Source organism: Pseudomonas sp. NC02 (genome assembly GCF_002874965.1).
In the GTDB taxonomy this organism is placed as follows: domain Bacteria; phylum Pseudomonadota; class Gammaproteobacteria; order Pseudomonadales; family Pseudomonadaceae; genus Aquipseudomonas.
On record NZ_CP025624.1, the window covers coordinates 2,777,395 to 2,792,108 of the forward strand.

At 51.4% G+C, this 14,714-nt stretch carries 11 protein-coding genes and 2 pseudogenes; 5 read left to right on the top strand and 8 right to left on the bottom strand.

Features of this window, described 5'->3' with window-relative positions:
* Nucleotides 1-678: 678 nt before the first annotated feature.
* Both C0058_RS13125 and C0058_RS32630 read right to left on the bottom strand, forming a co-directional pair.
* Nucleotides 679-2,001, bottom strand: coding sequence for a hypothetical protein (locus C0058_RS13125; protein WP_102368756.1), 1,323 nt, complete (start codon nucleotides 1,999-2,001; stop codon nucleotides 679-681).
* 103 nt (nucleotides 2,002-2,104) lie between these two features.
* A complete protein-coding gene (locus C0058_RS32630; RefSeq protein WP_158660286.1) occupies nucleotides 2,105-2,449 on the bottom strand; it encodes a hypothetical protein in 345 nt (114 codons plus the stop codon).
* Nucleotides 2,450-2,615: 166 nt separating this feature from the next.
* Between C0058_RS32630 and C0058_RS13130 the strand changes: the two genes are divergently transcribed.
* Complete coding sequence (locus C0058_RS13130; RefSeq protein ID WP_102368757.1) at nucleotides 2,616-2,915, top strand: hypothetical protein; 300 nt, start codon at nucleotides 2,616-2,618, stop codon at nucleotides 2,913-2,915.
* A 225-nt stretch (nucleotides 2,916-3,140) separates the two neighbouring features.
* Here C0058_RS13130 and C0058_RS13135 read toward each other — a convergent pair whose 3' ends face one another.
* Together C0058_RS13135 and C0058_RS33035 are read right to left on the bottom strand one after the other, a co-directional pair.
* Nucleotides 3,141-3,917 carry a nucleotidyltransferase domain-containing protein gene (locus C0058_RS13135; protein WP_102368758.1) on the bottom strand — a complete coding sequence of 259 codons (777 nt, stop codon included), beginning with the start codon at nucleotides 3,915-3,917 and terminating at the stop codon, nucleotides 3,141-3,143.
* 47 nt (nucleotides 3,918-3,964) lie between these two features.
* A pseudogene (locus C0058_RS33035) lies at nucleotides 3,965-4,093 on the bottom strand (DUF6691 family protein); the annotation flags it as partial.
* Nucleotides 4,094-4,422: 329 nt separating this feature from the next.
* Here C0058_RS33035 and yiaY point away from each other — a divergent pair.
* On the top strand, nucleotides 4,423-5,571 hold the full coding sequence (gene yiaY / locus C0058_RS13140; RefSeq protein ID WP_102368759.1) for an L-threonine dehydrogenase: 1,149 nt from the start codon (nucleotides 4,423-4,425) through the stop codon (nucleotides 5,569-5,571).
* Between the two features lie 141 nt (nucleotides 5,572-5,712).
* Here the strand turns inward: yiaY and C0058_RS13145 are convergent.
* Nucleotides 5,713-6,493, bottom strand: a pseudogene (locus C0058_RS13145) (methyl-accepting chemotaxis protein); the annotation flags it as partial.
* Nucleotides 6,494-7,179: 686 nt separating this feature from the next.
* Between C0058_RS13145 and C0058_RS13150 the strand changes: the two are divergent.
* From C0058_RS13150 to C0058_RS13160, 3 genes are all read left to right on the top strand, one after another.
* Nucleotides 7,180-8,400 (top strand): RES family NAD+ phosphorylase, encoded by a 1,221-nt coding sequence (locus C0058_RS13150; RefSeq protein ID WP_102368760.1) that lies wholly within the window; start codon nucleotides 7,180-7,182, stop codon nucleotides 8,398-8,400.
* Nucleotides 8,401-8,805: 405 nt separating this feature from the next.
* Nucleotides 8,806-10,593, top strand: coding sequence for an ATP-dependent endonuclease (locus C0058_RS13155; RefSeq protein ID WP_102368761.1), 1,788 nt, complete (start codon nucleotides 8,806-8,808; stop codon nucleotides 10,591-10,593).
* Between the two features lie 104 nt (nucleotides 10,594-10,697).
* The gene (locus C0058_RS13160) at nucleotides 10,698-11,633 is read left to right on the top strand and encodes a hypothetical protein (protein WP_102368762.1); all 936 of its coding nucleotides are present in this window, start codon (nucleotides 10,698-10,700) and stop codon (nucleotides 11,631-11,633) included.
* A 195-nt stretch (nucleotides 11,634-11,828) separates the two neighbouring features.
* Here the strand turns inward: C0058_RS13160 and C0058_RS13165 are convergent, their stop codons facing one another.
* From C0058_RS13165 to C0058_RS13175, 3 genes are all read right to left on the bottom strand, one after another.
* Complete coding sequence (locus tag C0058_RS13165) at nucleotides 11,829-12,158, bottom strand: DUF6124 family protein (RefSeq protein WP_102368763.1); 330 nt, start codon at nucleotides 12,156-12,158, stop codon at nucleotides 11,829-11,831.
* 355 nt (nucleotides 12,159-12,513) lie between these two features.
* Nucleotides 12,514-13,017 carry a hypothetical protein gene (locus C0058_RS13170; protein WP_102368764.1) on the bottom strand — a complete coding sequence of 168 codons (504 nt, stop codon included), beginning with the start codon at nucleotides 13,015-13,017 and terminating at the stop codon, nucleotides 12,514-12,516.
* 191 nt (nucleotides 13,018-13,208) lie between these two features.
* Complete coding sequence (locus C0058_RS13175; RefSeq protein WP_102368765.1) at nucleotides 13,209-14,435, bottom strand: MFS transporter; 1,227 nt, start codon at nucleotides 14,433-14,435, stop codon at nucleotides 13,209-13,211.
* Between the last annotated feature and the right edge of the window lie 279 nt (nucleotides 14,436-14,714).

Genomic DNA, 14,714 nt, shown 5'->3' on the forward strand with positions numbered 1-14,714 from the left:
ATGAAATAAACTTCACTTCTGCAAATCGGGCAGTGTGTACAAAAGCAAGTGCTTTCCAAACTAATAGTATAACCCGAGTAATCGGTAACCATTGAATTACCTGCACTGATGCAAGCCCCCTGAATATGTATGGGCGTGCACCTACCATTGACATAACGAAACTCAATGGTATTACCGCATCGGCTGCATATGCTCATTTTCTGACCATGCAGCTACTTGCAAGCAGCCGAGAAATGCGTTGCGGTTTTTTTTCGGTTGAATGTGCCTGACGACCTTCCTTTTTCATACGTACTCCGTGTTTGCTGTGTTGCGTCAGCCCCCCATAGAAAACATACTGGAGGAAGATATACGCGGTTCTCACGTTACGTCTTCATTTTCTGCGAATCCATGCGTCTACTTTGGACCGATTCTGCTGAAAACGTTGGTGCAGGTAAAGCCCTGTTCAACCGCCCTGAAAAAACCTGAACCGCTTTGGTTTTAAGTCCTACGAGTTACTGCAACGGGGCGAAAGCAATCTGATGTGAGGGGCGGTTCTGGCCGAATGCGGCCTCTAAATTGACGGGTAGGCCGGTCAGCCATAGGCCTGCTGCCGACCGTAAGCAGCCCCTAAAAAATCATCTCGAAACTAATAAATATAGTTCCGTTATACCTGCCTCATTTGAGACGCGAACGTGGCTCTCATTCGTTAGAAAAAGTTTTCATGTCAGAAAGCAGGAAATCTTTTACATCCCAGAAAAGGCTAGAAAACCGAGAAAATCTAGAGCTGTCCAGCTCCGGAACAATGTCCCTCGCAAACACAAGCTTTCCATCTGAAATCTCTCTGGTTTCCAGAATGTCACTCTTCCTTGTTTCGACTACCAAACCAGAACCATTTTTTACTCTAACCTCTAAATCAGGATATCTTAATACAAGACCATATCCCTGATCATTTTTGTAGCCTAGCACATCATCGTCAAAGAGAAATTCTATAGAGTAATTCTGCATCTCCACATATTTGCGCCGATCATTAGAGGCGGGTATCAACATCGCTCCAGCTCGACCACTTTCAGAAAGTTTTCCTTGCTTAGCATACCTGCCCTCGCCTCTATCCTTGAAATATTTCGGAAGCTTTTTGTAAGCTTCCATGCCTTCTCGATCATTATCAAATAATGCCAAAGCTGGATAAGCGCTATCCTTTCTGACTGTGGATATAAAGGTGCAAAGCGTTTGTGCACCTCCAGAGCCGCCTTTATTTCCTCCGGTTACATCGCACTCCTTAATTAAGAATGGGATTTCTTCGTTTGGAAAAAGCTTGCTATATGCAGTATTCAGAATCATGCGATCTGTTTTTCCCTCCACATATAATACCGGTTTAGTAACCGTGCTCAGCCCTAGCCTTAAAGCAATGAGTTCTTTGTGTGTGGAACTTAAAAGCTCATCCTCCGAAGACCATTCTTTTTTTAAAGCTTCTTCAGTTAAAAAGTGCTGAGTCCTGATCATTGGATCATACTCTGACTGTATATCATATCTGCTATTTATTCTATTTTGCAGCTCGTTCCATCTGTGCTTCCTAATTAACATAAATATATGACTTGGTATATGGAAAAGATCCCAGGATAGCATATTCATAATGCTAGCCATATCTGCGGGGCGTCGGTATTCAAAAACCAAGTCGAGTATTTCAGTAATTAAAAGCCTGCCCGGATCTTCGACCCATAAGTATGTACCGTAGCCGTGCTCGTGCAACTCCGAGGCATCAAAGCTAGTAAACACTATACTCAACAAAGTTTCCGGAATGTTGACGTCGGCAATGTCTTTCAACATCCTTAGCACAAACAAAGCTTCAAGAGTGCTCTCAGGCCTCTCCAATATAGCTGGCAATAATTTATCTAGGCGCTGGAGTAGCTCAGTCGCACCACTATCTCCCAAGTAGTATTGTTCCTGTCGCTTTTCTACAGCCGAGAAAGGATAGCCAAATCCGTCAATATAATCATTCTTGCCAATTTCTTCGACATTAGTCATAAACAAAGCTCAAAAATTATAGGTAAGCCGCGCAAGGCCGACGCTTGCTGGCTAATACTCTTCCACCAGGACAATGCTCGCGGACGAAAATCCCTCAGCGTCGTCAAACAATGTTTGGTGCATCTCTTCGTCGGTCAATTTTTTGCTCTTGCTGCTTCTCAATGTCTCGATCACTAAACCAGCATAACCCACCAATCGGTAAAGACAGACCAGCCCTCATCGTGTTGAACCGCTTGCTGTGCTCCTTACTTAAAAAATCACCATTTCTCGGATTTGGGGGATCCAAGCAAGGCCCGAAGAGTTCGGCAAGTGTCCGCTTTTGGCCGATAGCAGCCGGTCGTTCCGTAGGCTGCATGCCATCTGTGAGCTGGCAGTATCGGCCCGAGGAGGGGAGATCAAAGTTGATCCAAGCGCGGTCATTTGCATGTAAAACAGCAGGATCAGTCATGTGATGGCCCTTATCGGCTCGTACTGTGCATCTTCAATCGTCAATTGTCCTGGTTCTAACCGGGACGTGCTTAACCACCATTAGCCCGGTTGAACTGCCAACGCGTGGAACGACCCGCTATGCCGGCAAGTCTACCTGTATCTACTCATGGGTAAGGTACAGCGCAATGGATAAGACAATCACCGTCGATCAACTAGCGACCACCGACCTTGGATCAATCAACGAAATATGGCTTGGCGGGACGCATACCCAGCTATGCCTATGGCGTGGCGAACAGGTCTTCACCCACGAGATGATGAGCGAGGGCACCCACGATCAGAATGTCCAACGCTTGTGCTTGCAGTTGGTCAACCCTGACGATCAAACCGCCTTAGCCAGCGTTGAGGTAATTGTGCGCGAACGGCTGAAAAAAATGGGGAAGGAGGGCGAGTTTTACCCCGCAGAGGAGGCTGAGACTCATCAATAAGAAGAGGGGTATCGGTCATTCAGCGGAAGTTGATCCAAAGCCTGTTTTCGCTTGGAAGCGTATCTTCCGATGATGATCCAGTAACGCTTAGGATGACTCACTCAATTCAGCAACCCCATGGAGTAACCAACAGGTTATGGATATCGAATTTCGCGGTAATGGCATGCGTGATAACCCATCTGTAGGTACATGAATCGCCCCTGATTTCATAGGCGCGTTATGGATTCAACCGGTTTGTGTAGCCATCCAGGTCAAAAAATCATGGAGCTGAGTCGTAAATTTCTTTGGCTTGGCATCCGGGTTTCTTGCCTGGGACAAGAAAAAAGAGATCTGCATTCTCATACTCGGGTAATGCTGAACAAACTGCTCGACAAGCTCTTCCAGTGTTTGCGGCCACATCAGGTCCTGTTCAGAGCGAAGCACTTGAGTTGACCGGATGAGTTTGCGCGAAGCTTCTCGCTGCAAGCGTAGCGATTGCGTCGGTGTGGTCGCCTGGTCGATAAGGTCGGCATACCGGGTCAGCACGGATTCAAAGTCACCATTCACGGCAATGGCGATAGCGCGCGACGGCTTGAACCGGTCGAAGCGTTGGGTCAGATCATCGCCCCATAAGCAACGACAGTGATGCTTGAGCCAATACCCCCAGCTCAATCGATTGTCAGGTGCCAATACTTCAGCACGACTACCGATATCGAAATCGATCTTGGTGACTTCGGCATGCCGACTTTCCAGCGTGCGCCTTTTCGACTCCAGCATTTCCAGATCCTGCGACGTAGGTGGGCTGTGCAGAATAAGGGTTAGGTCAAGGTCAGAAAACCCCGGCACGGCGTCGCCTCTCGCGACACTGCCATAAAGATAAATCCCGTCCAGCAGAGGTTCCGGCCGCGCGAGCGTCATGCAAACGTCCGTCAGCAAAGCCTGAAACTGTGGCTGCGTCTCGACGTTGGACACGGTGAGGATATAACCGTCCGCATCAATGCCACGAGGTTGGAGTCGTTCCATGAAGCCGTCCTTGAGTTGCGTTCAGTAAAAATCGGGGTCAAACCCCATCAAGACGTGCGCCGGCCTTCCAGGCTGGAAAACACATGCATACCCGCCAGCATCGCCACTACGAAGATGAGAATTTGCCAGTGCCCGGTAAACAGAAGGGCGACCGCAGGCCCAGGGCAGATACCCGAGAACAAACACGCTGACGGACAGCCCGATCAGTTCCTGCACAGGAGAGTCGGTGAGGGTTGTTGCTCAGCGAACCATCATAACCATCCGGGCGGGGCTGGGTCTGCGCAAGTCAGATTTTGCTGCCGCTCCCCATGGAGTGGGTGAAGCCCTGCTTCCAGTACTAAAGGAGGTGTCAATGCCCGCTAAAGGACCATTTCGGTCTGACGCCATAGGTTTAGGCTCAGCTTTGTGATCGTCAACGATGACAACAAGAGGCGCCGCATCACCTGCGAGATGAGTAGAAAACCTCACTGACTCCCGTGTCTCCATAATAAAAAGAGGATTTATCATGAGTAGCACCTTCTTCATTCCTTCCGTGAACATGATGGGCATTGGCAGCCTCGACGAGGCGATGCTCGCAATCCGCAAGTACGGATTCCGCAAAGCCTTGATCGTCACCGATGCCGGCCTGGCCAAAGCCGGCGTGGCGGCCAAGGTCGCCGGCCTGCTGGCCCAGCAAGACATCGACTCCACCCTGTTTGACGGCGCCAAACCGAATCCGACCGTCAGCAACGTGGAAAAGGGCCTTGAATTGCTGGCCCGCAGCGACTGTGATTTCATTATTTCCCTGGGCGGCGGTTCCCCCCATGACTGCGCCAAGGGCATTGCCCTGTGCGCCGCCAACGGTGGGCACATCAGCGACTACGAAGGCGTCGACCAATCCGCCAAACCACAAATGCCACTGATCGCCATCAACACCACCGCCGGCACGGCGAGTGAAATGACCCGTTTCTGCATCATCACCGACGAAGTCCGCCACGTGAAAATGGCCATCGTCGACCGCAACGTCACCCCCCTGTTATCCGTCAACGACCCCTCGCTGATGGCCGCCATGCCCAAAGGCCTGACCGCCGCCACCGGCATGGACGCACTGACCCACGCCGTCGAAGCCTACGTGTCGACGGCGGCCACGCCGATCACCGATGCCTGTGCACTCAAAGCCATCGAATTGATCTCGGCCAACCTGCGCACCGCCGTTGCCCAGGGTGACAACATGACCGCCCGGGAAAACATGGCCTACGCGCAATTCCTTGCCGGCATGGCCTTCAACAATGCTTCGCTGGGTTACGTGCACGCCATGGCGCACCAACTGGGCGGTTTCTACGACCTGCCTCACGGCGTGTGCAACGCGATCCTGCTGCCCCATGTGTCGAGCTTCAACGCCAGCGTATGTCCGGCCCGGTTTAAGGATATCGCTCATGCGATGGGGGTTGAGACTCAGCAACTGGATGCGGAGAAGGGTGCTGCGGCGGCTATCACGGCCATCCGTAAACTGTCTGCGGATGTGGGGATTCCGAGTGGGCTCGTTGAGCTGGGTGTGAAGGCTGACGATATTCCGACCCTGGCAGCCAATGCCATGAAAGATGCCTGCGGTTTTACCAATCCGCGTCCTGCCAATCAGGATGAGATTGAGCAGATTTTTCATACGGCGATGTGATTGATGTGAAGTGATGCTGGAGAGAACGCCCCGCCTTTGGTTGAAGTGCGGGGTGTTTTGGTTTTGTTCGCCGATAGGGTTGGAGTGGCTCACTGGCTTGGCTGGAAGTGGTCTGTCATGAGCGGCTACTGTCGGCCATTAGTCCATGCGCTGCATGGAACCGGTCATCTGGGCGATTTCCGCCAGTTGGTGGCGCGCGCCTTTTTTGAAGGTGCCGCTGGCGTGAGCCAGCTCCTGACCCAGTTGGCCGAGGCCGTGGGAGTCGCGGGCGACGCCGTCGATCAGGCCGTAAAGTGATCGAAACGGGTGGCAAGGGAGACATGCACTTTTCCGGACTGCCCTTGACGGCCTCACCGCTGAACTGCGTGGTGACGGCGAGCATTTTTTCGAGCATTTCCTGGCTTTCTACCGCTTCGGTCTGGCTGTGCACCGCGAGGTAGAGCAGGGCGACCGTCTCCATCACCACGTAGAACGCGTGGACGAAAATCATGCTCCAGCCGCCGTGATGCTCCATCACAAACACCGGGAAACCCTGGTGCTGCAAGGCATGAAACACCACGTGGTGTACCGCGATGGTGACGGCGGCCACCAGGATAGGCAGCCAGTCGCGGTAGAACGTCAGCACCGCCAGCAGCGCGAAGATACCGAAGTGCGATTCGATGACACCCTGGGCCTGGTTGATGTGCAACGCCATGACCATCAGGCCGATGCCAAGGGCGCAACGTATCAGGCGGGTGCCGCCGATGACGCGATAGGCCAGGGTCAGCACCACGCTGGTGCCGCCGCCTATGAAGAGCGCTTGAAGCAGCGTGTCCTGCCAGAACGCCAGGCCGAGGGAGAACAGGGCCATCAGCCAGATCAGGGCGAGCATGATGCGGTCGGCTTTGCGGTAGTGCTCGATGAAACGGGCTTGGGCAGGCATTCACTCGTACTCCATGTGGACTGGCCGGGGTGAGGCAAGCATGCGACGTGCCATACGGGCATGCGGGGAGCGAATCGGGTGTAGGGGAGCGGGGGTTGATTGATTGTAGGAGGTTATCGGCGGTGTTGGGTGGGGCTTTAAGGGGGGGGGTAAGCCAGAAGCTGCTTGCTACGAGGGGCTGCAATTAGCTACAAGCTGACGGTGATCATGCCGTGCCAACACGGGAACATTCTGTCAGCGACGTGAGATGCGTGAAGACAGGATGTGTAGTAGCCTTAAGCCATCCAGCAAAATAGGCCCAACAGCATGGAAGCCGTTAATGTCATATCCCGAATAGCGGGCTTTTATAAAAAAGGCACGTCCAAGCCTCATTATCGTTTGGAGGCCGGAACGGTCCATGAAATCAAACTTGGCTTTGATAGAAACAATCCGAAAAATCCGGTTCCGGTGACTTCGGTTTCTCCGATTCCAAGCGTGCAAGTTGCGAGCAGGAAAACCAAGTGCTAGCGGTGCCAATTGAAAATCCGTTGTTTCAAGTTGCACCCGCTAGCGTAGTAAGTCACGGCGGTACACGCCTAAATCAGACGCGTAATTATTGAATGCCCGAGAAAAATTGAACGAAAATTGGAGGCAGGCCATTATAAAAAATGGCGGTCCTAGGCTAATTTTTCAGAGCGGAAGATAGCATGAGAGAAATATTTCTAGATGCGTTTCTAGAAGGCGAAAAAACAGAAGCCACGTATATCTGCCTGGAGTGCTTCAAGGACGATTGGTTGAAGGGAAGGGCTGATTCTCTGATGGAGCCACGCTCGTGTGCTGTATGCGGTAGCGTCGTAAGCAAGGCCCAAACCCCGTCCAAAATTGCGAGCATCATTCGAGGTCCGCTCCAAAAACACTTTAACGTCGATTACGGGCTGTATCCGGGTTACGAGATGAGCCTGAATGAGGTAATTGGAATAACCATCGGGTGTCCGTCAGTCGAGATTTGCAATGCTATAGCCCAAAGACTAGTTAATCCCGATGCCGATGATGAGGATTTCTACTCTGTTGGGCAGGAGTACTGTAGAGCTCCCAGTCCATTTGAGTCTGACGACCATTGTCGATGGTGGGTCGAAGGTGACTGGGACGCAATGTCTACTCAGCTAATCCATGGTCAACGTTTTTTCAATGATAGGGTTAAGAGCTTTTTTGAGTCGCTTATTTTTGAAGCTCTCTGGTCTAATAGGGAGGAAGAAAAAGGTAAACCTTCGGCGATAAAAAAGCTTCCTGCCGGCAGCGAGTTTTACCGTGCTCGCATAGCTAAGAATTTGTCCGATGTACACCGTTTTCAAGCCAATCCTGAAGTTGAACTAGGGGCTCCACCTAAAGATCGTGCAGCGAACAATAGGATGAGCCCTGCTGGCGTACCGCTTATCTATTTATCAGGCGACTCCGAGACCTGTATAGCGGAAGTGCGACCTTCAATTGGCGATGAAATCGTCCTCGCGAAATTTATATCAACAGAAGACCTTTTGTTTTTTGACTTCACAGCCTTGGATTTACTAGAGCACGATCCAATAAGTCTGTTCAGTCCCAGCCATGAGGGCCGAACACAAAGAAGGCTGCTTCTAACTTATTTGCATGAGTTGATCGCACGCCCCGTTAGAAATGGGGATACAGATTATGTAATGACCCAAGCGCTTGCAGAGTACATTCGATTTTCTCGTCACAAGTTTGATGGTGTTGCATTTCGCTCTGTTCAGCGTAGCGATGGTGGAATTAACTATGTACTCTTCGATAAGGGTACTCCGGAACGCATGCATAACCCAGGTTGGATGCCAACGTTCAGTCTGGAAACTTCAGTGCAGTCAGTTTCAATATTTAAGGTGAAAGGATTAGTTTACCACTGTGATGTCATTAAAGAGTGATCGGGTGTATGAAGGTTGGGGGCAGATCACATTTAAAGTAGTGGCGGACTGCCCCCGACTTCCTGACCCCGATTCCTACAAAATATTTTTTGGGTCGTGTTCGCGATCTATCGCTGAAGTCACACTATTTTTAATTAGGCGTGTGATTGACTGATCGAGTAGACCGGTCCTGGCTCCCCGGTAAAGCGGGCGCCGGCCTAGGTAAGAAGTCCGAAGAGGTTAAAGCCGTATCGAATTGCCAGAGGCCTCACTGGTGCTTTTCCTCGCGAGATGGCATTGTGCCTCGCTAGAGGTGGCGTTCATTACGCTATGAATGAAAGAAAATGCTTTTGTAACCTGACATTGGAAGCAAGATTGTTAAATAAACTTTCAATAACAAGAGCGCTACGACTACACGGAGCTGTAATGCAGTTAATTGACCAAATCGAGATTGCATATTTTAGATCGATGTATAAGGATAGTCTGAATAACTGCGCCGATACCAATATTATTTTTGGTAGAAATGATTCGGGTAAAAGCAATATACTCAGGGCGTTAAATCTTTTTTTCAATAACCATACTAGCCCTGATCAAGGTTTTAATTTTTCTCAGGATTTTAATCATTCTCGTAGAGCTGAAGCGGGCGGAGAAGGGGATATAAGAAAGTTTGTATATGTAAAAGTTTGGTTTAATACGCCGGCGACGTGGCGGCCGTCGCTAGGGAAACGCTTCTGGGTAAAAAAGCAATGGAGCATTTCGATTGGCTCTGACGCGCAAATAACCAGTTCTATTCCAGAAGCTAAACGTCACTATTTGTCGCGCTTTTTAAATAAAATTAGACTCTATTATATACCGGCGATTAAGGATCGAAAGATTTTTGAAAGTCTTCAGGCTAATATTTATAAAGTTATTTCGCAAAATGTAGAGTTTTCTGGCTCTTTGTTGAACTTCACTAATGCTTTGCGCGAGCGAACGCAAGGGTTAAGCCAGCAGCTACTTGAAGACCTAAATATTACAAGCGTAGTAACGACGCCGAAGGACCTGACGGACTTATTTCGCTCTCTCGACTTTGAAACTACCTCTGAGGCGGGCGACTCGTATAGTCTTACCTTACAGCGCGGTGACGGGGTGCAGGTTCGCCATATAGCCCCTATTCTGTCCTTCCTGGCTGAGCATAGCTCTGAGGACTTTCATATATGGGCATTCGAAGAACCAGAGAATTCTTTGGAACTGGCAAACGCAATTGAGGAGGCTGAGAGGTTTCGGTCCTTCGGGCAACAATCTAACAAACAAATATTTTTAACTAGTCATAGCCCCGCTTTTTTTTCACTAGAGCAAGATGATATTTCACGATACTTTGTAACACGCTCCCAAACGATTGAGGGGCGTCTTAATTCGTCAATACTTAAAATTGGAGCTCCCACCGATCCATTGCCTAGTGAGTTGATGGGTGAGACACCTCACCTTCCTGTGATCAGTGTCTATCTCCGAGACGCACATCTGAAAATACTTCGGCAAGAAGAGGATCGGGCTGAGTTGTCAGAGATGCTGGATGCGCATAATCAATCGATTATATTCGTCGAAGGTGTATCAGATGTGATGATTTTCACTAAAGCGTGGGAGGTACTCGTTGGTGGTGAAATGCCTTTTCGGTTTGAGTCTGCGGGTGGCACAACTAAGATGGAGAGCCTTGCTCGTGACGGGAGGGTTCTATCTGGATTAGCACCAGGAAGGAAAATATTTGCGCTTGTGGATAATGATACTGAAGGTCGAGCACTCTATAGCAATGCACGCCTTAGAGGCCGTGGAGAATGGGTTCAGCATAACTCCAATAAGGTCTATTGGTGTAGATTGCCTTTTACTCCGGAATTTGAGCGGTTTATGGCCCAAATTGGCTTGCCGCACACTATCTGGCCTGGAAGTCTTGAGAATTTTTTTAGCCCGGCGATACGATGCCGCGCTGTCGAAGCTGGAGCCTTGCAGCTCACCAATTCTCCCCATGCTGAGGTCATTTCAGCGCAGCATTTTTCTTGTATTCAGCCATATCTTTTACCGAGGGAGGATCTTAATCATTTCAACATCCTTACAACGCACGAAGATTCGAAGATTCCTTTCGCCGAGTGGATTGTTAACATCTCAGAGCAAGAGCCTGAAATTTTTGAGCCTCTACGCGTAGTGTTTGAAGGTGTAGCGCGACTCTTGGGAAGAGATTAAAAAATAGGGGTCAGATCACATTTAAAATAATGGTGGTCCGACCTCAGTTTTATGTCAGTTTTACTCAGTCCTGACATCTCATATTCAACATAGGGAAACGACGAGTGCAGAAAATTCTGATAAGCCAGCAAGAACTTGATGAGGGGGCAGGACAATTCGACGAGTACATGCAATTTGTAAAGCATCGACTTTCAGTTGACCTGGATCCTCGGACAGTTTTATTTTCGGCCGTGTCACTGATCAGCAAGGATGGACTTAAAGTTGAACTGGGATCATTTCGGGATGCCGCCGCGCAAAACGTAGATAATTGGCTCATTGAATATTATGGGGCGCGAGCTCATATCGAGTTTGCTCTTCCTCGCATAGCATATCGTATTGATGGAGCGACTTACCTTCTCATGATGCCTGTTCCAAGAATGGATCTGATTCCGTTGACGGTTGCTGTTGAAGACCTGACGGACAGTGCAGCTGCATCCATTTCGGCCAAGCGATTGTTGGCGTTAACAAACGATTTCAATGAATTCTATGACGCCCTTTACGAGATATCCGAGTTGCTTCCGACCACGGTCATTCATCTCAGGGATGCGGCACAGCGGATTCTTCAAGGGCCGATGTTTTTCGGACTGGCTCGATGGGACACTCTAATGTTCGTGGAGAAGGCCATGAAGGAGCTTTTGCCTAAAGGGATAAGCGTGAAAGGTGCTGATGGCCACGATGTGAGGGGGGCTGTACACGAGGCTTGGCTCGCGGCAGGGCTGCCTGCATTGCCGATGGAGTTGCTGGATGACGTGATGTGTTCGCATACTGTGAGGTATAGCGAAACCACAATGCCTATGGATACGACACTGAAAGCACATCATTCTTCAGTTCGGTTGGGGGCCCTAATAGCGAGGAATCTCAAAACTCTGGATGGCAGCAAAAATGAGCTAAGCATAAAGCTTGAAAGCGTTCGTCCAGATCCTCTTCTATCAGTCGCTCGGATTGAGAAGGCCATCACGATCATCAACGGTGGATGGAGTCGGGTAGAGTTATCTAGGTGAGGGCCGGCTCAAGTGTATTTTAAATTAATGAGTGGCAGAATTTGGCCGGAAGTCGCCATTGAGTGCAGCATGGGCGGGGATTCATTCAACTGATGGGGCACTCGGCACTCATCGTCGCTGAGGCGCTGTAGATGGCTACAATGCCTCGGCGACTAGTCGATTGAGCTAATTGAGCAGCCTGAACACTGTCCAACTTCAGCTACAAGGCACCTCCCGATCCATCAGCTTCCCTACCAACAGCACCCCTATCTCACTAAGCTGGTGAATCGCCAACGCCACATCACGGTCTTTCCCGCTCAGCTCATCCGATAGATCAAGCAGCAACGCGCTGACCGAGGCGAAGGTTTCATAGCTATTGGTAATCAGACTTTCACTGCTGGCATCAGCAGCCACACTGAACAGCGCACCCGACGGCGGGGCGGTCTTGGCGGAGGAGGGATTGAGATAGTGATCCAAGGCACGTTGCGCGGCTTGGTTGAGTTTCAAATCGGGAGTTCCCGGAGGATTCGGCGTTACCTTGAACATCGTTAAGTTCCTTGCTTGGGCTTCCACCCCGTTGCTACTAAACGAGGGGGTGGCAGCTGTACGCAGGTTAGTAGACCGGGGGAACCTAACAAAAACCGGCGCGCCCGAGGGCGCCCTACGCACAGCCACCATCAAGCACAGACAAGGACGTCCGACAGATGAAGCTCATGCACACGTTAGGTTGAACCTCGGGCTACTAAACCCGATCACTGAGTTTTCAGCGACCGAGCAACCTTAGAGACGCCAACCCAGGTGCACAAGCCGGCGGATTCTGACGCAACTGTAGGCAATGGAGCAAGGTGCCGTGCTCACTGCCTCAGGCGTGCGATAAGCCATTTCAGGTGAGTCAAATAAATCAGTCTGGTTGTTCCTCGGTAAAAAAGGCTGAGGCCGATGCTTGAAAAATCACAATGCCCGCCTCAGCCAATCTGTCTGGTGTAATTCTCGACCTATTAAGCTTGTTCAGTGCCAATGTTTCCTGCGGGCTTAAAAGCACTAGGCGGTAATGTTGCTGAATGTAGGAAATAATCTCTTCGTCTGTGCAACCACTAGTAACAAGTCGGATCACTTCTTGTGCAAAAGCTCTTTGCGGCATCACATGCTCAATCAAGACTCTTTCACCACGCATCCTGGCATTATGCGCATCAATGCTGCATTCGGCATCTGAGCGTGTCTTCAAGCTATTGATATGGCGAAGGTTGGGATATTTCACGCGCTGACAAAGTATGTCGAGTATGCGCTCTACAGAATGGATTGCACCGCCGTTGTCAGTAAACCCAGCCTCGATTGCCTTATTCCGGGCGTCTATAAATAAACGCAGTGGAGGCAGAAGGGTGGGCGGGCTATATTTTCCTTGCATAGTTTATGGCTATCTCACTTGATTGAGTCAATCACGCTTACTGTCATGTCGCTATTGTTATTGGTTTTCCACTCAAGCGCTATCAAGCCATCAGCTCGGGTCTGATAGGAGCAATGATTCTTAGGGGAAAGCAAAAAAGGGGATCTATTTGATTAAAAATAGATCCCCTTTTTCTATTTACACAGGTTTTGTTAGGCAGGCTGGGCCGCCAGGCTATTACTCACCTTGCGCCCCAACACCAGCACCGTCACAAACCCGGCGCCCACCAACGCGGTCGACAAACTCAACAGCACCGAAGTGCCCATCTTGTCGACAATCTGCCCGCCAAAGAACGAGCCGACGGCAATGATCACCTGGAACAACGCGACGAACAGCGGCATGCCACGTTCCACATCCTTGGGCGCAACCACAAACATCCAGATACTCGCGCACGCCGGGAAGGCACCGAAAGCAAAGCCCCACAGTGCGATCAGCATCACGGCGCCGCTCATGCCGGTGGCGAAGTAGGGGAACAGGGCGGTGCTGGTGCCGATCATCAGGGCCACCAGCAACAAGGTATGGCGCACGCTGCGGTTGGCGGCGAAGCCGGCGAAGACGTTGCCCATTACGCCGGCCACGCCGTAGAGCAGCAGCAGGGAGCCGATGGTCGGGCCGTCGAAGCCGGAGCTGTTTTTGAAGAACGGCGCGACGTAGGTGTACGCGGCAAAGTGCGCCAGGCCGATCAGCAATACGGCGATCAAGCCGACCCGGGCTTGTGGGTTGATGAACAGGGCCGGCAGGTCGGCGATGCGAATGGCTTTTTCCGGTTCGAGGCGGGGCAGCAGGAACATCTGCGCAAGCAATACCGGGATGCCCACCAGTGCGGTGACGAGGAAGGTCATGCGCCAGCCCATCAGGCCGCTCAGCCAGGTGCCCACGGGTACGCCGAGGACGGTGGCCAGGGTCACGCCCATCATGATGATCGAGGTGGCTTTCGCTACGCCCACGCCCTTGGGCGCCAGGCGGCCGCTGAGGGCGATGGCGGTGGCCCAGAAGCCGCCGATGCTGATGCCCAGCAGTACGCGGCCGAACAGCAGCAGGCTGAAGTCGCTGGCGTAGGCCACCACCATGTTGGCGATGATCATGATCAGGGTCAGGCCGATCAGCAGGTAGCGACGGTCCATGGCGCCAATGCCCACCGACAGCAACGGGGCGGCGAGGGCGGCCATGATGCCGGGCAGGGTGACCATCAGGCCGGCATGGCCGGCGCTGATGCCGAGATCGGCGGCGACGTCGTTGAGTACGCCTACCGGCAGGAACTCGCTGGTGACCAGGGCGAAGGCGCCCACGGCAACGGAAAGAATCGCCAGCCACTGCTGCAGGACGGTTTGTTGATTATGTTCGGGGAGGCCGCTAGGGGCCCGGCTTGCGCTTGGCATGGTGTTGGGTTCCGGGAGGAGATTTCGCCTGCGGACAGACGGGAGGGGGAAAAGTGGAGGTGATTATAGGAATCGGTTTTGGTAAGCCAATAGGCGACTGGTTCGATAGTAATCATCAGTCTCGTTGATAAGACTGCCTGCGTAGAGCGTTCTCTTCCGTGTAGACCCTCGCGATTGCCCATGGCCCGACTCCGCGCGTAATCCGGCCCGATCCCGCGCGCCAGAAAAAATCCCCCGCTGCATCCTGAGCCTCGGCATGTCGGTTTTGCTGACGTGCCG

Bases quoted from the DNA above. Each gene is read 5' to 3' on its own strand.
- yiaY (WP_102368759.1), top strand. From the start codon at position 4,423: ATGAGTAGCACCTTCTTCATTCCTTCCGTGAACATGATGGGCATTGGC.
- C0058_RS13170 (WP_102368764.1), bottom strand. From the start codon at position 13,017: ATGCAAGGAAAATATAGCCCGCCCACCCTTCTGCCTCCACTGCGTTTA.
- C0058_RS13165 (WP_102368763.1), bottom strand. From the start codon at position 12,158: ATGTTCAAGGTAACGCCGAATCCTCCGGGAACTCCCGATTTGAAACTC.
- C0058_RS13155 (WP_102368761.1), top strand. From the start codon at position 8,806: ATGCAGTTAATTGACCAAATCGAGATTGCATATTTTAGATCGATGTAT.
- C0058_RS13130 (WP_102368757.1), top strand. From the start codon at position 2,616: ATGGATAAGACAATCACCGTCGATCAACTAGCGACCACCGACCTTGGA.
- C0058_RS32630 (WP_158660286.1), bottom strand. From the start codon at position 2,449: ATGACTGATCCTGCTGTTTTACATGCAAATGACCGCGCTTGGATCAAC.
- C0058_RS13125 (WP_102368756.1), bottom strand. From the start codon at position 2,001: ATGACTAATGTCGAAGAAATTGGCAAGAATGATTATATTGACGGATTT.
- C0058_RS13135 (WP_102368758.1), bottom strand. From the start codon at position 3,917: ATGGAACGACTCCAACCTCGTGGCATTGATGCGGACGGTTATATCCTC.
- C0058_RS13150 (WP_102368760.1), top strand. From the start codon at position 7,180: ATGAGAGAAATATTTCTAGATGCGTTTCTAGAAGGCGAAAAAACAGAA.
- C0058_RS13175 (WP_102368765.1), bottom strand. From the start codon at position 14,435: ATGCCAAGCGCAAGCCGGGCCCCTAGCGGCCTCCCCGAACATAATCAA.